This is a genomic window from Pseudomonas sp. 25 R 14, assembly GCF_900004755.1.
GTDB classification, from domain to species: domain Bacteria; phylum Pseudomonadota; class Gammaproteobacteria; order Pseudomonadales; family Pseudomonadaceae; genus Aquipseudomonas; species Aquipseudomonas brenneri.
On sequence record NZ_CVTS01000062.1, the window covers coordinates 148976 to 166597 of the forward strand.

The following is a 17622-nucleotide window of genomic DNA, read 5'->3' on the forward strand; positions in this document are numbered from 1 at the left end:
ATTCTACCTACGGTGCAGGGCTTGTAAACCGGGGGCTGCAAAGCCTGCGCCGATCCCATGTAGGACTGGGCTTAATGTGGGAGCAGGCTTGTGGTAATAGCCAGGCATAAAAAAGGCGACCCGAAGGTCGCCTCATTCAAACAGCGCGGATCAGAACTCGTGATCAGCGTTGTCCGGGTTCAGGTCGCCGATCCCCAGCTTGCCGGCAGCCTGTTCGATGGAGCCGGTCTGCTTGACCAGGGCGGCGATGGCGTCGCGCACGATCTGGTTGCCTGCGGTATTGCCGGCGGCGATCAACTGGTCGTAGTGCTCACCCTTGTTGGCGTGGTCAACCATGACCTGGATCTTCGCTTCGGTAGCCGCCAGGTCAGCCTTGAGGGCTTCATCGGCGGCCGGGTCAACCTTAGCCACCAGCGACGACAGGCTGGCGCCGGTCAGCTTGGTGCCATCGGTGCGGGTGTATTCGCCCAGGTAAACGTTACGGATGCCCTTGGCATCGTAGAACTGCGAGTTGTGGGTGTTGTCGCTGAAGCAGTCGTGCTCGTCTTCCGGCGAATTGGCCTCCAGGGACACCTTCATGCGCTCGCCCGCCAGTTCACCCAGGGACAGGCTGCCCATGCCGAACAGCATCTTGCGCAGGCCGTCGGTGCCAGGTTCTGCTTCCAGGGTGGCGCGGTAGTTGTCTTCGACGTTGGGCTTCCAGTTGCCGACCATTTCTTCGAGGTCGCTGACCAGCAGTTGGGTCACGGCGCGCAGGTAAGTGCGGCGACGCTCGTTATGACCGCCGGTGGCGCCGTCGCCTTGCAGGTAGTCCGACGCAGGACGGTTGCCGGCGCCAGGGCCGGTGCCGTTCAGGTCCTGGCCCCACAGTAGGAATTCGATGGCGTGGTAGCCGGTGGCGACGTTGGCTTCGGAGCCGCCCAGTTCATTGAGGCTGGCGAGTTTCTCCGGGGTGATTTCCTTGACGTCGATCTTGTCTTCGCCGACCTGGATCTCGGTGTTGGCAATGATGTTGGCGGTGGCGCCCGGGTTGCCGAGGGCGTGTTCGTAGGATTTGTCGACATAGTCGATCAAGCCTTCGTCCAGCGGCCAGGCGTTCACCTGACCTTCCCAATCATCAATGATGGTGTTGCCGAAACGGAACACTTCGCTCTGCAGGTACGGAACGCGCGCGGCGATCCAGGCGGTGCGGGCGGCCTTCAGGGTCTCGTCGTTGGGGTTGGCGAGGAAGGTGTCGATCGCGGTCTGCAGGGTTTTTGCAGTGGATTCGGAGTCGCTGTACACCGCGAACACGATGTCTGCGTAGTGCGCGACGACCGCCTTGGCGGCAGCCTCGTCAACCTGGCCGGCGGTAGCGGCAGCCGCTGGAGCGGTAGTGCTGGCAGCAGGCGTAGGCGCCTGAGGAGCGGCGGCCTTGTCTTTACCCTCGCCGCAACCGGCGAGAGAAATGGCGATGGCCAGCAGACTGGCGGTGGCCAGGGGCATACGAATCATGGCGAACATCCTGCTTCGGGAGTTGATCGGGGGCGCAGTGCGGCGCGCAAAACTGCGACATAATGCGAAAGATTTGCATTTTCTGTAAAGAGTTAACGCAGTAAAAAATTAACATTCCACTGCCAGCCACCCAAGGCGGTGCCTCGGGTGGCCATCATGGCTTTACAGGATAGCGGCGTTATTGCGCTCGGCTTGCTTGAGGTAGGCCACCAATTCCCGGGCCGGCAGGGGCTTGCTGTAGTGATAGCCCTGGCCTTCGTGGCAGCCTTCGTTGATGACGTAGGCTTCCTGCTCGGGAGTTTCCACGCCTTCGGCGATGACCTGCATGCCCAGGCTTTTGCCCAGTTGGATGATCGCCCGCACGATGGTGGCATCGTCGTCGTCATCCAGCAGGTCCTGGACGAAGCTCTTGTCGATCTTGATTTTGTCCAGGGGCAGGCTTTTCAGGTAACTGAGGGAGGAATAGCCGGTGCCGAAGTCGTCGATGGCAATCAGCGCACCGGAGCGGCGCAGGCTCAGCAAGTGTTGGGCGGCGGTGCTGATGTCGTCCATCAGGCCGGTTTCGGTGACTTCCAGCTCCAGGCTGCGCGGGGGCAGGCGATAGATCTGCAGCAGATTATTGACCACCCGTGGCAGCTCGGCGTGGTGCAGTTGCACCGTGGACAGGTTGACCGCCATGCGCAGCTCGGTGAACCCCAGGTCATGCCATTCGCGCAGTTGCCGGCAGGCCTGGTCCAGCACCCATTCGCCAATGGCAATGATAGTGCCGTTCTGTTCCGCCAGTGGGATAAACAGGTCGGGTGGCACCAGGCCGTGTTCCGGGTGCTGCCAGCGAATCAGCGCCTCGACGCCGACCACGCGATGATCGACATAGCTGATCTGCGGTTGGTACACCAAGTGAAACTGGTCGCGGCCCAAGGCCTCGCGCAAGTCTTTCTCCAGTTCGCGGCGGCGACGCATCTCGCTGTCGACACTGGCGATATAGAACTGGTAGCGATTGCGCGAGCGGCTCTTGGCCAGGGTCATGGTCTGCTCGGCCTTTTGCAGCAGCTTTTCGGTGCTGTCACCGTCCTCGGGGAACAAGGTGATACCGATGGTGGCGCGCAGGCGGATCTGTTCGTGATCGAGGGCGAATTCGGCTTCCAGGTCATCGAGGATGCTTTGTGCCAGTTCGGCGGCTTCGTAGGGTTGCTCGATATCGGCCTGCACCAGGGCAAACTGGTCGCCACCCAGGCGGGCGAGGGCGCCGAGCCGACCACTGTGGGCCCGCAGGCGGTCGGCCAGGGCTAGCAGCAATTGGTCGCCGGCCTGGTAGGTGTACTGCTCGTTGACGCTCTTGAAGTCATCCAGCCCCACGCATAACACGGCGACCCGGCGTTGCCGGCGCCCGGCGTCGATCAGGATCTTGTCCAACTGTTCTTGCAGTTTCTGGCGGTTGGGCAGGCCGGTGAGAAAGTCGTACTGGGCCATGCGTTGCAGGCTGTTTTCCGCCTCGTGACGCAGGTGGGTATTGCGCTCGATCGACGCCAGCAACTGGTTGGCGGTGTTGATCCACAGCCCCAGTTCATTCTTTTCGTGGCCCTTGAGCTGCGGGATCTTGTGCTCGCTGGGCCGGTCGGGGTTGATCGAGCTCAGGTGGCCGATGATCCGCGACAGTGGCTTGGTCAGCAGCCAGTGATAGACCAGGTACAGCACCAGCCCCATGGCCAGGGCGCGTAGCACCCCGGAGATGAAGATGATCACCGAATTGACGATAAAACCCTGGCCATAGGTGGCGGTGTCGAGGGTGATGCTCAGGTCACCGTAATACTCACTGTAAGGCCCGCGCCCCACCAGTGGGATGCTGAAGGTGCGTTCCTGGCCAAGAATCACGTCCGTCAGCCAGCGGCTGGGGGAGTGCTGCAGGTCCCGGCTCTTTTCGGCGAGCATGGGCTCGTTGGGATGGCCAATGGAGGCCATGCGCACCGCATCATCCTGGAACAGGCCTTCTATCACCTGCATGCCCATCTCACGGTCCAGGCTGTAGACGGCCTGGGTCGAGGGATCGCGAAACATGTCGAGGATGCGCTGGGCATCGCCTGCCACAGCCTGGCGCGTCTTGTAGGCATCAAAGACGATCTGCGCCACGCTCAGTGCAACGCCCACTATCAGTGCCGACAACAGCACCACCCGGAGCAACTTCACTGACAAGCTGTTTTTGAGTTCCAGCTTCAAAGGGTCATTCCTTGTTCCTTGCGGGTAGCCTCAATATGCCATGAGTATTGGCAATCCCGTGGTGGCAGTCAAAGGAACATTGAAGCGCAAGGTGCTTTGGACTTTGGCAGGAGAGCTTTTGACAGGCGCTACATAGAGGTGGGCGCCGCATGGAAGGGGTTACGGCGGTTATTGCGCTGAACCTTTGGTAGAACAGGAGGCGTGTTACATCCGCCTCCTCTTACGCCGCTTGGCTTGTTGCACCGTAGGGCGCGTGTTCCAGGCCTCTGGGAAGGAGCGTGGGGAGGCGCGTGGCGTTACTTATTCACCGCCGATTTTCGCGGGGTTATTGTCTCCAGCCTGCGCCAGCATTGCAGACAGGTCCGGTTGATCTTCACCCTGGCCTTGGCCCTGGCTCTTGGACCCGCCACCCATCGCATCCATGATCCCTTTCATTGCTCCACCGATCATACCGCCTACTGCTTCGCCTATTCCGCCCATGATTGTAAGTTCTCCAGAATGGTATGAGAGGGATATTCCTCTCACTGCATAGGTGGCAACTTCCCGTCATTGAGTTCCACTTTTCCGTCTTTAGCGCCTACAAAAAAGCCCGGCAATCGCCGGGCTTTTTGTACTGTCAGTGTCACTTACGCAGTGAAGGTCTTGCCTTCGAACTGCTCGGCAACGAACTTCCAGTTGACCAGGTTCCAGAACGCTTCCACATACTTTGGACGCACGTTGCGGTAGTCAATGTAGTAGGCGTGTTCCCAGACGTCGCAGGTCAGCAGCGGGGTGTCGCCGCTGGTCAGCGGGTTGCCGGCGCCGATGGTGCTGGCCAGGGCCAGGGAGCCGTCAGCCTTTTTCACCAGCCAGCCCCAACCGGAACCGAAGGTGCCGACGGATGTCTTGGTGAACTCTTCCTTGAACTTGTCGAACGAACCGAACGCGGTGTTGATCGCCTCGGCCAGTGCGCCAGTGGGTTGGCCGCCGGCGTTTGGCGCCAGGCAGTTCCAGTAGAAGGTGTGGTTCCAGACCTGGGCGGCGTTGTTGAAGATGCCACCCGAAGAGGACTTGACGATCTCTTCCAGGGTTTTGCCTTCGAACTCGGTGCCAGGCACCAGGTTGTTCAGGTTCACGACATAGGTGTTGTGGTGCTTGTCGTGGTGGAACTCCAGGGTTTCCTTGGAGATGTGCGGCTGCAGGGCATCGTGTGCGTACGGCAGCGGCGGCAATTCGAAAGCCATGATAATTCTCCTAATCAGGTCAGTTGCGGTGAGCGCAAGGCCGATCACGGGCGGCCAAACAAGCGCCGGGGAGTTTGTACTCTTTGCGGCGCAGGGTCTGGATCATAGCACCGGGGGTGCGGCAAAACCACGCAACAACTGTGTGGAATAGAGGTTCCAGAGCGTTTTGGAATAATCCTCAGGTGCTGATCAATTGATAGGCCACGCTGAACATCATCACCGCCACCAGCAGGTCCAGCAGGCGCCAGGTTGCCGGGCGCGCCAACCACGGGGCCAGCCATGCGGCGCCGAGGGCCAGGGCGGAAAACCACAGGAACGAAGCGCTGGCGGCGCCTGCCACATAGGCGCCCGGTTCGGTTTGCTGGGCGCCGAGGGAGCCGATCAGCAAAACGGTGTCCAGGTACACGTGCGGGTTGAGCAAGGTCACGGCCAGGGCACTGAGCATCACCGCGCGTAATGAGCGCACCTTGTGGCCTTCGCCTTGGCCCAGGCTTTGTTTAGAACAGGCGCGGCGCAGGGCCAGGGCGCCGTACCACAGCAGGAACGCCGCACCGCCCCAGCGTGCAACGGCCAGCAACAACGGGTTATGCGCCAGGACCGTCGCCAGGCCAAACACCCCGGCGGCCACCAGCAGTGCATCACATACCACGCACAAGGCTGCCACCGGCAGGTGATGCTCGCGACGCAGGCTCTGCGCCAATACAAACGCGTTTTGTGTACCGATGGCCATGATCAGCCCCAAGGCGACCAGCAGGCCGTTCACATAGCTTTGCCACATAGGGTTTACTCCGCGTTCGCTGCCAGTTGTTGCAACACAGCCATCGCCCGCTCGGCATCGTCGCGGCCGACAAACAGGTGATCGTGGTAAAAGCCGGCGATCACATTGCAACTGATCCCGGCACGCCCCAGGGCGCTGGCGAAGGCGGCGGTCAAGCCGACGGCTTCCAGGGCCGAATGCACATTCAAGGTAATCCACGCCGCCACGTACTCGAAGGCGAGGCCGGCCTGCTCGGCCTGTTGGCGCTCGACAATCACCGTCAACCCTTCCTGTTCGCGAAAGCTGCCGATCACCTCGCAGTCGGGCAGGCGGTTGTCGGCCAGGGTGCAGAACACATAGTCGCCCGCGTTGAGTTGTGGGCTCATGCTGCGCAGCAGGGTTGCCAGGGCGGTTTCGCCAGCCATTGGGAGATCCTTGAAAGAAGATAGACACGGGATGCTGGTCATTCTCCGGTCTGGCGCTGTATAAGAAAAACAAATATTGCTCATCGCTCATTAGGAAAACTGATGTTCGACTATAAATTGCTTTCTGCCCTGGCGGCGGTGGTGGAACAGGCCGGTTTCGAGCGCGGCGCCCAGGTACTCGGGGTGTCGCAATCGGCGATCTCCCAGCGCATCAAATTGCTTGAAGCGCGCATCGGCCAGCCGGTACTGGTGCGGGCGAGCCCGCCAACGCCCACGGAAATCGGCCGGCGCCTGCTCAACCATGTGCAGCAGGTGCGCCTGCTGGAGCGCGACCTGCAAAGCCAGGTGCCGGCGCTGGATGAAGAGGGTATGCCCGAGCGCCTGCGCATAGCCCTCAACGCCGACAGCCTGGCGACCTGGTGGGCCCAGGCGGTGGGCGACTTTTGCGCCGAGCAGCATGTGTTGCTGGACCTGGTGGTGGAGGACCAGACCGTCGGCCTTAAACGCATGCGCGCCGGCGAAGTGGCGGCCTGCGTCTGCGCCAGCGAGCGCCCGGTGGCCGGTGCCCGCAGCCTGCTGTTGGGAGCCATGCGCTATCGGGCGCTGGCCAGCCCGGCGTTTATCGCCCGGCACTTTCCCGGCGGAGTGCGAGCGGAGCAATTGGCACGCACCCCGGCGCTGGTGTTTGGCCCGGATGATTTTTTGCAACATCGCTACCTGGCATCGCTGGGCGTGGACGGCGGTTTCGAGCACCATTTATGCCCGTCCTCCGAAGGCTTTATCCGCCTGACCGAGGCCGGCCTGGGCTGGGGGCTGGTGCCGGAGTTGCAGGTGCGTGACCAGTTGCAGCGAGGCGTGCTGGTGGAGCTACTGCCAGATAAACCCATCGATGTGCCGTTGTACTGGCATCATTGGCGCAGTGGTGGGCAATTGCTTGGCTTGTTGACCGAGCATCTGGCACGGGCGACTGGTCAATTGTTGGTGCCGTTGGAGTGACTGTCGGCGTCAACGCAACGGCGATGAAAAATGAAAGAGCACGGAGTAACACATGAAAATTCTGGTCACCGGCGCAAGCGGCTTCATTGGCGGACGTTTTGCGCGTTTTGCCTTGGAGCAGGGCCTGGACGTGCGGGTCAACGGGCGACGGGCCGAAGGTGTCGAGCACCTGGTACGGCGCGGCGCCGAGTTTATCCAGGGTGATTTGAATGATGCGGATCTGGTACGCGACCTGTGCCGCGATGTCGAGGCTGTGGTCCATTGTGCCGGCGCCGTGGGAGTGTGGGGGCGTTATCAGGATTTCTATCAGGGCAATGTGCAGGTCACTGAAAACGTGGTCGAAGCCTGCCTGAAACAACGGGTCGGGCGCCTGGTGCACCTGTCGTCGCCATCGATCTATTTTGATGGCCGCGATCACCTGGGGCTGACTGAAGAGCAAGTGCCCAAGCGCTTCAAACACCCCTATGCGGCCACCAAGTACCTGGCCGAGCAAAAAGTCTTTGGCGCCCAGGAATTCGGTCTTGAAGTGCTGGCCCTGCGCCCGCGCTTTGTCACCGGTGCCGGTGATATGAGCATCTTCCCGCGCCTGTTGAAAATGCAGCGCAAGAACCGCCTGGCCATCGTCGGCGACGGCCTGAACAAGGTCGACTTCACCAGCGTGCACAACCTCAACGAGGCCCTGCTCAGCAGCCTGCTGGCCACGGGTTCGGCGCTGGGCAAAGCCTACAACATCAGTAATGGTGCGCCGGTGCCGGTGTGGGACGTGGTCAACTATGTGATGCGTCAGATGGAAATGCCCCAGGTCACCCGTTACCGCTCCTACGGTTTGTCCTACAGCGTCGCGGCGCTCAATGAAGCCTTTTGCGCGATGTGGCCGGGGCGCCCGGAGCCCTCCCTGTCACGCCTGGGGATGCAGGTGATGAACAAGGATTTCAGCCTCGATATCAGCCGTGCGCGGCACTACCTCGACTATCAGCCCAAGGTCAGCCTGTGGACTGCCCTCGATGAGTTTTGTCACTGGTGGAAAGTCCAGGAACCGGGGTCCAGGTAGAACCGGCAACACCGGGAACCGATTTTTCGGTTGCGGCTCGACCAAGGTGACGAGTCAGGGGTTTATACTCGCGCCGCTTGTTTTTTTTGTGGGGTTATTTCAAGGTTGATTCATGCGTAACGATACTAAAGACGACTTCGACAATGTGCCGAGCCTGCGTGCCGACGTTGGCGACGACGATGATTTTGTGCCAACTGCTGCCACGTCCATGCGTTCGCGCCCGGCCCCAGTGGTCAAGGTCAAGAGCGCCAGTACCGGGCCGTTGTGGGCCCTGGTCGGCGCGTTGTTGTTCGCCTTTGCAGGCCTGGCGTGGTGGAGCTTCCAGCAGATTTCCCTGATGGGGCAGCAACTGGTGGCGACCCAGGAGAGCTTTGCACGCATCAGCGAAGAGGCCGCTGGCCGTTTGCAGGATATTTCCGGCAAGGTGGTGGCCAGCGAAGCCAGCGTCAATACCGGCAGTGAAGCGCTGAAGCTGCAAATCAAGCAGTTGGAAAGCCAATTGCTGGAACAGGGCAAGCAGCAGTTGGGCGTGGCGGGCCAGGCCACTGACCTGGACCAGCGCCTGGCGCAGATGAGTGCCAGCACCACGGAACTGACCACCGCCAATACCCAGTTGCAGGCCCAGGTGCAAACCCTGGCGAGCGAACTGACGGCCCTCAAGGCTGCACAGGTTGAAGCTGGCAAGTTGAATGCCGAAGTCAAGGACCTGACCACGGATGTGGCGGCCTTGAAGAAGCAGGGTAATCCGGCCACGGCCATTGCCCGCCTGGAACAGGACCTGTTGGTGATCAAGAGCGAACTGGACAATCGTGCGGCCACCGAAGGGCCGTCGAATAAAGAGTTTGACGTGTTCCGCATCCAGACCACCCGCAACATCACCACCTTGCAGACCCAGATGCAGAACCTGCAACGGGAAATGAGCGCACCGGTCAAGTTCACGCCCCTGGGCCAATAACCCCCTCATTATTGTAGGTGCCGGCTTGCCGGCGCCTACAAATGTCACTGTTCGGTGACATTTCCCATCCCTTTCGTTACATGTCCCTTCTCGGCCCTTGTTTAGACTGCGGTCATCCCACAAAAACAAAAAGGGCGACCCATGACCATCCAACCACTGCCTGCCAGCAGTTGGCTGAACGCACCAGCCCATCACGCCTGGCTTGCCGCCGAAGGCCAGCGCCTACTGGCGTTTGCCAAGGCTTCCCGGCTGCCTGACGGCTTCGGCAACCTTGACGACCAGGGCCGCCTGCCCATCGATGCCCGTGCCGAAACCATGAACACCGCCCGAATGACCCACAGCTTCGCCATGGCCCACGCCCAGGGGCTGCCGGGGTATGCCGAGCTTGTGGAACACGGGGTTGCCAGCCTCGGCGGCCCGTTGCGTGATGCCGTGCATGGCGGCTGGTTTGCCGTTTCCGGTGCAGCAGATGGCAATACGGGCAAGGCCGCCTACCTGCACGCCTTTGTCGCCCTGGCCGCCAGTTCTGCGGTGGTGGCCGATGCTCCCGGAGCGCAAGCCTTGCTGGCGGATGCCATCCACATCATCAACCAGCATTTCTGGTGCGAGGAGGAGGGCGCCATGCTCGAATCCTTCGCCCAGGACTGGAGCGGCGAGGAAGCCTATCGCGGCGCCAACAGCAACATGCACGCCACCGAAACCTTCCTTGCCCTGGCTGACGTGACCGGCGATAACCTCTGGCTGGGCCGGGCGTTGCGCATCGTTGAGCGAGTGATCCACCAGCACGCTGGCGCCAATGAATTTATGGTGATCGAACATTTCGACCGCTACTGGCAGCCCCTGCACCGTTACAACGAAGACAACCCGGCCGATGGCTTTCGCCCCTACGGCATCACCCCCGGCCATGGGTTCGAATGGGCGCGCCTGGTGCTGCACCTTGAAGCTGCGCGCCAGCAGGCGGGGCTGGTCACGCCCGGCTGGCTGCTGGACGCTGCCAAAGGCCTGTTCGCCAGCGCCTGCGAACATGGCTGGTCGGTGGACGGTGCCCCGGGCCTGGTCTACACCCTGGACTGGCACTCTCGCCCGGTGGTGCGCGAGCGCCTGCATTGGACCCACGCCGAAGCCAGCGCGGCTGCCCAGGCGTTGCTCAAACGCACGGGCGAGTGGCATTACGAGGTTTGGTACCGGCGGTTCTGGGAGTTCTGTGAAACCCGGTTTATCGACCGTGTCCATGGCAGTTGGCATCACGAACTCGATCCGCAAAACATGCCCGCCAGCAAGATCTGGGGCGGCAAGCCGGACCTGTACCATGCCTGGCAGGCGGTGTTGCTGCCTGGGCTGCCGTTATCGCCAAGCATGGCCAGTGCGCTGGGGGCCGGTCGTTATGTCACCAAGTGGTGACATTTGCCCGTCCCTTTGTTACGTGCCTGGCAAAAAACCCTGTTTAGAATCCTATGCAGCGCAAGCTCCAGACTTGCATGCATAACAACAAGAAAAAGGTACTCAGATGAACGCGATTAATCGCCTCGCCGTTGCTATTTCCATTGCCTCGTTGTTTCCCCTCAGTGCTTTTGCCGCCGACTCGAAAGGGACGGTTGAAGTTGTGCATTGGTGGACCTCGGGCGGTGAGAAGGCGGCGGTGGATGTCCTGAAGGCCCAAGTTGAGAAAGACGGCTTCACCTGGAAAGACGGGGCTGTTGCAGGTGGCGGCGGCGCCACCGCCATGACCGTGCTGAAAAGCCGCGCGGTCGCCGGCAACCCGCCAGGCGTTGCCCAGATCAAGGGCCCGGACATCCAGGAATGGGCGTCCACCGGGCTGCTCGATACCGACGTCCTCAAGGACGTGGCCAAGGCCGAGAAGTGGGATGGCCTGCTCGACAAAAAAGTCTCCGATACCGTGAAATACGAAGGCGATTACGTGGCCGTGCCGGTGAATATCCACCGCGTCAACTGGCTGTGGATCAACCCGCAAGTCTTCAAGAAAGCCGGCATCACCAAAAACCCTACGACCCTCGAAGAATTCTACGCCGCCGGCGACAAGCTCAAGGCCGCAGGCTTCATCCCGCTCGCCCACGGTGGCCAGCCTTGGCAGGACAGCACGGTGTTCGAAGCCGTGGTGCTGTCGGTCATGGGTGTCGATGGCTACAAGAAAGCCCTGGTCGACCTCGACAACGCAGCCCTGACCGGCCCGGACATGGTCAAGTCGCTGACTGAACTGAAGAAAGTCGCGACCTATATGGATGCCGACGGCAAGGGCCAGGACTGGAACCTGGAAGCCGCCAAGGTCATCAACGGCAAGGCCGGCATGCAGATCATGGGTGACTGGGCCAAGAGCGAGTGGACAGCGGCCAACAAAGTCGCCGGCAAGGATTACGAGTGCGTAGCCTTCCCTGGCACCGAAAAGGCCTTCACCTACAACATCGACTCCCTGGCGGTGTTCAAGCAGAAAGATGCCGGCACCTCGGCCGGTCAGCAGGACATTGCCAAAGTGGTGCTGGGCGAGAACTTCCAGAAGGTCTTCAGCATCAACAAAGGCTCGATCCCGGTGCGCAACGACATGCTCAGAGATATGGGCAAGTACGGTTTCGACGCCTGTGCCCAGACCGCTGCCAAGGACTTCCTGGCGGATGCCAAGTCCGGTGGCTTGCAGCCAAGCATGGCGCACAACATGGCGACCACTCTGGCGGTACAGGGTGCGTTCTTTGATGTGGTGACCAACTTCATCAACGACCCGAAAGCCGACCCGGCCGACACTGCCAAGAAGCTTGGCGCAGCGGTCAAGTCTGCCAAGTAACCCTTGGAAGGCTGGGCTTGAGTGTGGGAGCGGGCTTGCCCGCGATGCAGGCGCCTCGGTGTATCAATGACACCCAGGTGATGCCATCGCAGGCAAGCCAGCTCCCACCTAAAGCCGGCCCCCACTAGTCCCTTATTCCTTGCCCTGGATTTTCCCATGAGTTCTGTTGCTGTGTTCAGCAAGGCCTCGCCGTTCGATGCATTGCAGCGCTGGCTCCCTAAACTGGTGCTGGCGCCGAGCATGTTCATCGTTCTGGTGGGCTTCTATGGCTACATCCTGTGGACGTTCGTGCTGTCGTTCACTAACTCGACGTTCCTGCCGACCTATAAATGGGTAGGCCTGGCGCAATATGCGCGTTTGTTCGACAACGATCGCTGGTGGGTGGCGAGCAAAAACCTGGCGCTGTTTGGCGGCATGTTTATCGGCATCACCCTGGTGATCGGCGTGCTGCTGGCGGTATTTCTCGACCAGCGCATCCGTCGCGAAGGTTTCATTCGCACTATTTACCTGTACCCGATGGCGCTCTCGATGATCGTCACCGGTACCGCCTGGAAATGGCTGCTCAACCCCGGCATGGGCCTGGACAAACTGCTGCGCGACTGGGGCTGGGAAGGCTTTCGCCTGGACTGGCTGATCGACCCGGACCGCGTGGTGTATTGCCTGGTGATTGCGGCGGTATGGCAAGCCTCGGGCTTTATCATGGCAATGTTCCTCGCCGGCTTGCGTGGGGTTGACCAATCGATCATCCGTGCCGCGCAGATCGACGGTGCGAGCCTGCCGCGCATCTACTGGAGCGTGGTGCTACCCAGCCTGCGTCCGGTGTTCTTCAGTGCGGTGATGATCCTCGCGCACATCGCGATCAAGAGCTTCGACCTGGTGGCTGCTATGACGGCCGGTGGCCCAGGTTATTCGTCCGACCTGCCGGCGATGTTCATGTACTCCTTCACCTTCAGTCGTGGCCAGATGGGCATGGGATCGGCCAGTGCGATCCTGATGCTCGGTGCGATCCTCGCGATCATTGTGCCTTACCTGTACTCCGAGCTGAGGACCAAGCGCCATGACTAGTCTCGCCAAACCTTCCATCAGCTTCAGCCGTGTCGCGATCCATGCGGTGTTGATCCTGGCCGTGGTGCTGTACCTGGTGCCGCTGGTGGTCATGCTGCTGACCAGTTTCAAGACCCCGGAAGACATCAGCACCGGCAACCTGCTGAGCTGGCCGACGGTGATTACCGGTATCGGCTGGGTCAAGGCCTGGGCCACGGTGAACGGTTACTTCTGGAACTCGTTCCTGATCACCGTCCCGGCAGTACTGATCTCCACCACCATCGGTGCATTGAACGGCTATGTGCTGGCGATGTGGCGTTTCCGTGGCTCGCAGTTGTTCTTCGGCCTGTTGCTGTTCGGCTGCTTCCTGCCGTTCCAGACCGTCTTGCTGCCAGCCTCGTTCACCCTCGGCAAGATGGGCCTGGCCAGCACCACCACCGGCCTGGTGTTTGTGCATGTGGTCTACGGCCTGGCGTTCACCACGCTGTTCTTCCGTAACTACTACGTGAGCATTCCGGATGCGCTGGTCAAGGCGGCACGCCTGGATGGCGCAGGATTTTTCACCATTTTCCGTCGGATCATTCTGCCGATGTCGACCCCGATCATCATGGTCTGCCTGATTTGGCAGTTCACCCAGATCTGGAACGACTTCCTGTTTGGCGTGGTGTTCTCCAGTGGTGATTCGCAGCCGATCACGGTGGCGCTGAACAATCTGGTCAACACCAGCACCGGGGCCAAGGAATATAACGTTGATATGGCGGCGGCGATGATCGCCGGGCTGCCGACCCTGCTGGTCTATGTGGTCGCAGGCAAGTATTTCGTGCGCGGTCTCACGGCCGGCGCGGTCAAGGGGTAATCATGGCTACGCTCGAACTTCGCAACGTAAACAAGACCTATGGTGCCGGCCTGCCGGACACTCTGAAGAACATTGAACTGTCGATCAAGGACGGCGAATTCCTGATCCTCGTCGGGCCCTCGGGCTGCGGTAAATCCACCCTGATGAACTGCATCGCCGGCCTGGAAAACATCAGCGGCGGCGCGATCATGATCGGTGACCAGGACGTCAGCGGCATGAGCCCTAAGGACCGGGACATCGCCATGGTGTTCCAGTCCTACGCGCTGTACCCGACCATGAGCGTGCGCGAGAACATCGAATTCGGCCTGAAAATCCGCAAGATGAGCCAGCCGGCCATCGATGAGGAAGTGGCGCGGGTGGCCAAGCTGCTGCAGATCGAGCACCTGCTCAATCGCAAGCCAGGCCAGCTCTCGGGCGGCCAGCAGCAGCGGGTGGCCATGGGCCGGGCCTTGGCGCGGCGGCCGAAGATCTACTTGTTCGACGAACCGCTGTCCAACCTCGATGCCAAGCTGCGCGTCGAGATGCGCACCGAAATGAAACTGATGCACCAGCGCCTGAAAACCACCACGGTCTACGTGACCCACGACCAGATCGAAGCCATGACCCTGGGCGACAAAGTGGCGGTGATGAAGGACGGCATCATCCAGCAATTCGGCACGCCGAAAGAGATCTACAACGATCCGGCCAACCTGTTTGTCGCCAGCTTCATTGGCTCGCCGCCGATGAACTTCATTCCCCTGCGTTTGCAGCGCAAGGAAGGCCGCCTGCTGGCCCTGCTCGACAGCGGCCAGGCGCGTTGCGAGTTGCCGCTGGGCATGAGCGATGCGGGTCTTGAAGAGCGTGACGTGATCCTCGGCCTGCGCCCGGAACAGATTGTTTTGGCCGCCGGTGAAGGCAATGGTTTGCCGAGCATTCGTGCCGAGGTCCAGGTCACTGAGCCCACCGGCCCGGACACCCTGGTGTTCGTCCAGCTCAATGACACCAAGGTCTGCTGCCGCCTGGCGCCGGATGTGGCACCGCAAGTGGGCGAGAGCCTGACCTTGCAGTTCGATCCGGCCAAGGTGCTGCTGTTTGACGCCAAGACCGGCGAGCGCCTGGGCACTGCCGCCTCGCAACCGCTGCAACACGCCGACAACGTCACCCAATTCAAGGGCCGCTGAAGATCAATAACTGTAGGAGCGAGCTTGCTCGCGAAAAACGTGAGAGCGCCGCGTTCATCCAAGATGCCCGCGTCAGGGTTAACGATCTTCGCGAGCAAGCTCGCTCCTACAGGGATGCATGTTTCAGATAAAAATAGATGTAAACCGCGTTAGATAAAAACAGTTAATAACAATAAAGACGAGGATGTAGGGATGAAAAAGCAACACAACAACACCCGGCTGATCTGCCAACTGTCAGCGGCAGCAGCCCTGGTCTTGTCTGCCAATGCGATGGCGGACGATGCCTTCAGTGCCGACTCCAAGTGGATGACCGGCGATTGGGGCGGTGAGCGTACCAAGCTGATCGAGCAAGGTATCGACATCAAGGCTGACTACGTTGGGGAGGCAGGCTACAACGCGCGCGGCGGCTACAACGATGACAAAACCGGGCGTTACGCTGACCAGTTCGGACTTGGGGTCGCGCTGGACCTGCAAAAACTCTGGGGCTGGGACAACACCCAGGCCAAGATCCAGATGACCAGCCGTAATGGCCGCAACATCTCCAATGACCGTATTGGCGATCCGCGTGCCGGCACCTTGAGTTCGTCGCAAGAAGTGTATGGCCGTGGCCACATGGTGCGTCTGACCCAGTTCTGGATCCAGCACCAGATGTTCGACAAAAAACTGGACGTGAAGCTCGGTTACTTCGGTGAAGGCGAAGACTTCAACACCTTCCCGTGCGAGTTCCAGAACCTGTCGTTCTGCGGCTCCCAGGTCGGTAACTACGTCAACACCTGGTACAACTGGCCGGTCAGCCAGGCCGCTATCCGCGTGAAGTACCACATCACCCCTGAGCTGTATGCGCAGATCGGTGCGTACAACCAGAACCCATCGCAGCTGGAGCACGGCAACGGCTTCAAACTCAGCGGCAGTGGCACCAAAGGCACCGTGATCCCGGTGGAGTTGGTCTGGTCGCCGAAGGTCAATAACCTGCCGGGCGAATACCGTGTGGGTTACTACAAGAGCGCCGCGGATGCACCTGATGTGCGTGAGGACGTCAACGGTAACGATGCCGCCACCACTGGCGCTGACTACCGCACCCGCAGCAGCAAGAAAGGCTACTGGTTCGTTGCGCAACAGCAACTCACCACCCATAACGGCGACGCGTCTCGTGGTCTGAATATCGCGGCCAACGCCACGTTCCACGACAAAGAAACCAACACCGTCGATAACTACCAGTCGATCATGCTGGTGTACAAAGGCCCATTCGACGCGCGTCCAAAAGATGACGTAGGGATTGGCGCCGCACGTCTGCACGTCAACGAAGATGTGAAGAAAAACGCCGAGCTGCGCAACATTTCCAACGGTGTGAGTGACTACGACAATGCGCGGTTCTCGCCTCTGCGCGAAACCGAGTACAACTTCGAAATCAACTACGGCTTCCACGTCACCAACTGGCTGACCGTGCGTCCCAACCTGCAATACGTTGTCCAACCGGGCGGCGTGGATAAAGTCGATAACGCGCTGGTGGCCGGCCTGAAAATTCAGTCGGTGTTCTAACGCGGTTGCGATAAGCTCCTTCTCTCTGTGCGCATTTGCGGGTAGCCATGGCTATCCGCTTTTTTTTGCTGTAGGAGCGAGATTGCTCGCGAAAAATTCAAGGGCACCACGTTCATTCTGGATGCCTGCGTCATCGTTGAAAACCTTCGCGAGCCAGCTCGCTCCTACAGGTATGTACACATTTGCGCGACATGATTATCAGGACTGTGGCACATGCATGAGCAACCGCTGCAACGCTTTTTCAAATCCCTGCGCGAGCAACCGGTGTTTGCCTGGGAGCGCTTTCAGATGCGCGACGTGTTGGTGATCGACCACCCGTTGTGCCAGGCGGTGTTCAGTCGCCAGGGCGCACAGTTGCTGCATTTCCAGCCCGCAGGCCAGAAACCCTGGCTGTGGTGCGCGGCCAAGTGGCCGCAAGTCGGGGCGATTCGTGGTGGCGTGCCGGTGTGCTGGCCGTGGTATGGCCGTCATCCCAGCGAAAATGCCTGGCCGTCCCACGGTTGGGCGCGCCTGATCGACTGGAAACTGCTCGACAGCAGCAGCGATGACGACGGCGTGCGCCTGCACTGGCAACTGCAACTGTGCGACTGGCAGGTCGACCTGCACGCGCACCTGGGCGAAAGCCTGGAACTGCGCCTGAGCACCGAGCATCAGGATGAGCTGCCGTGCCAATTGAGCCACGCTTTGCACGCTTACTGGCGTATTGGTCACGTTGATGAGATAGCGCTGTCTGGGCTAGACGGGGCGCAGGGTTACGACCAGTTGAGCCGTCAGGCCTGCCAGCAGGAAGGTGAGTTGCGCGTCGATGGCGGCTGCCAGCGGGTGTTCCAGCATGAGGGCGAACTGCAGATCAAGGACCATGCGTGGCAGCGCGAGTTGTGCATCGATACCGGCGACAGTGCCAACACCGTGGTCTGGCATCCGGGCAGCCGGCCGCTGCTGGGGGTGAGCTTTAACGAGGCGTCGGGGTTTGTGTGTGTGGAGTCGGCGATGGCCGGGGCCAGCCTGGCGCCGGGGGAGAGGGCGCATTTGAGTTTGCAGGCCCGGGCTGGGGTTTAGTGGTGCTGCTGATGCCCTCTTCGCGAGCAAACCCGCTCCCACATTTTTGATTTGT

The 17622-nt window shown here is 60.6% G+C and carries 16 protein-coding genes and 1 pseudogene; 10 read left to right on the forward strand and 7 right to left on the reverse strand.

Annotated elements, in window-relative coordinates:
- Positions 1-150: 150 nt before the first annotated feature.
- From BFQ03_RS22040 to BFQ03_RS22065, 6 genes are all read right to left on the reverse strand, one after another.
- Positions 151-1494: an imelysin family protein gene (locus BFQ03_RS22040; protein ID WP_065944017.1), complete on the reverse strand. Its 1344-nt coding sequence runs from the start codon at positions 1492-1494 to the stop codon at positions 151-153.
- A gap of 162 nt (positions 1495-1656) precedes the next feature.
- Positions 1657-3708: a putative bifunctional diguanylate cyclase/phosphodiesterase gene (locus tag BFQ03_RS22045; RefSeq protein WP_032862546.1), complete on the reverse strand. Its 2052-nt coding sequence runs from the start codon at positions 3706-3708 to the stop codon at positions 1657-1659.
- A 300-nt stretch (positions 3709-4008) separates the two neighbouring features.
- The gene (locus BFQ03_RS22050) at positions 4009-4188 is read right to left on the reverse strand and encodes a hypothetical protein (RefSeq protein ID WP_065944018.1); all 180 of its coding nucleotides are present in this window, start codon (positions 4186-4188) and stop codon (positions 4009-4011) included.
- A 146-nt stretch (positions 4189-4334) separates the two neighbouring features.
- Positions 4335-4931 carry a superoxide dismutase gene (locus BFQ03_RS22055; RefSeq protein WP_032862548.1) on the reverse strand — a complete coding sequence of 199 codons (597 nt, stop codon included), beginning with the start codon at positions 4929-4931 and terminating at the stop codon, positions 4335-4337.
- Positions 4932-5109: 178 nt separating this feature from the next.
- Positions 5110-5709: a LysE/ArgO family amino acid transporter gene (locus BFQ03_RS22060; RefSeq protein WP_032862549.1), complete on the reverse strand. Its 600-nt coding sequence runs from the start codon at positions 5707-5709 to the stop codon at positions 5110-5112.
- A 5-nt stretch (positions 5710-5714) separates the two neighbouring features.
- Positions 5715-6113 carry an ACT domain-containing protein gene (locus BFQ03_RS22065; RefSeq protein WP_032862550.1) on the reverse strand — a complete coding sequence of 133 codons (399 nt, stop codon included), beginning with the start codon at positions 6111-6113 and terminating at the stop codon, positions 5715-5717.
- Positions 6114-6215: 102 nt separating this feature from the next.
- Here BFQ03_RS22065 and BFQ03_RS22070 point away from each other — a divergent pair, with 102 nt between their 5' ends.
- From BFQ03_RS22070 to BFQ03_RS22105, 8 genes are all read left to right on the forward strand, one after another.
- Complete coding sequence (locus BFQ03_RS22070) at positions 6216-7109, forward strand: LysR family transcriptional regulator ArgP (RefSeq protein WP_032862551.1); 894 nt, start codon at positions 6216-6218, stop codon at positions 7107-7109.
- A gap of 52 nt (positions 7110-7161) precedes the next feature.
- Positions 7162-8160 (forward strand): NAD-dependent epimerase/dehydratase family protein, encoded by a 999-nt coding sequence (locus BFQ03_RS22075; RefSeq protein WP_032862552.1) that lies wholly within the window; start codon positions 7162-7164, stop codon positions 8158-8160.
- 112 nt (positions 8161-8272) lie between these two features.
- Positions 8273-9115 (forward strand): ATPase, encoded by an 843-nt coding sequence (locus BFQ03_RS22080; RefSeq protein ID WP_065944019.1) that lies wholly within the window; start codon positions 8273-8275, stop codon positions 9113-9115.
- A gap of 141 nt (positions 9116-9256) precedes the next feature.
- Positions 9257-10516 carry a D-mannose isomerase gene (locus BFQ03_RS22085; protein ID WP_065944020.1) on the forward strand — a complete coding sequence of 420 codons (1260 nt, stop codon included), beginning with the start codon at positions 9257-9259 and terminating at the stop codon, positions 10514-10516.
- A 106-nt stretch (positions 10517-10622) separates the two neighbouring features.
- Entirely contained in the window at positions 10623-11909 is a 1287-nt protein-coding gene (locus BFQ03_RS22090) for an ABC transporter substrate-binding protein (protein ID WP_065944021.1), read from the forward strand.
- A gap of 156 nt (positions 11910-12065) precedes the next feature.
- Positions 12066-12974, forward strand: a complete 909-nt coding sequence (locus BFQ03_RS22095) for a carbohydrate ABC transporter permease (protein WP_029296391.1) — start codon at positions 12066-12068, stop codon at positions 12972-12974.
- The gene (locus BFQ03_RS22100; RefSeq protein ID WP_029296393.1) at positions 12967-13809 is read left to right on the forward strand and encodes a carbohydrate ABC transporter permease; all 843 of its coding nucleotides are present in this window, start codon (positions 12967-12969) and stop codon (positions 13807-13809) included. The genes BFQ03_RS22095 and BFQ03_RS22100 overlap by 8 nt, the downstream gene beginning before the upstream one ends.
- Positions 13810-13811: 2 nt before the next feature.
- Positions 13812-14969, forward strand: coding sequence for an ABC transporter ATP-binding protein (locus tag BFQ03_RS22105; protein ID WP_032862556.1), 1158 nt, complete (start codon positions 13812-13814; stop codon positions 14967-14969).
- Between the two features lie 8 nt (positions 14970-14977).
- Here BFQ03_RS22105 and BFQ03_RS30815 read toward each other — a convergent pair.
- Positions 14978-15085 (reverse strand): annotated as a pseudogene (locus BFQ03_RS30815) (outer membrane lipoprotein carrier protein LolA); the annotation flags it as partial.
- A gap of 76 nt (positions 15086-15161) precedes the next feature.
- Between BFQ03_RS30815 and BFQ03_RS22110 the strand changes: the two are divergent.
- The gene (locus BFQ03_RS22110) at positions 15162-16508 is read left to right on the forward strand and encodes a carbohydrate porin (protein ID WP_032862557.1); all 1347 of its coding nucleotides are present in this window, start codon (positions 15162-15164) and stop codon (positions 16506-16508) included.
- Positions 16509-16721: 213 nt separating this feature from the next.
- Complete coding sequence (locus tag BFQ03_RS22115; RefSeq protein WP_065944022.1) at positions 16722-17567, forward strand: D-hexose-6-phosphate mutarotase; 846 nt, start codon at positions 16722-16724, stop codon at positions 17565-17567.
- Positions 17568-17622: the final 55 nt, after the last annotated feature.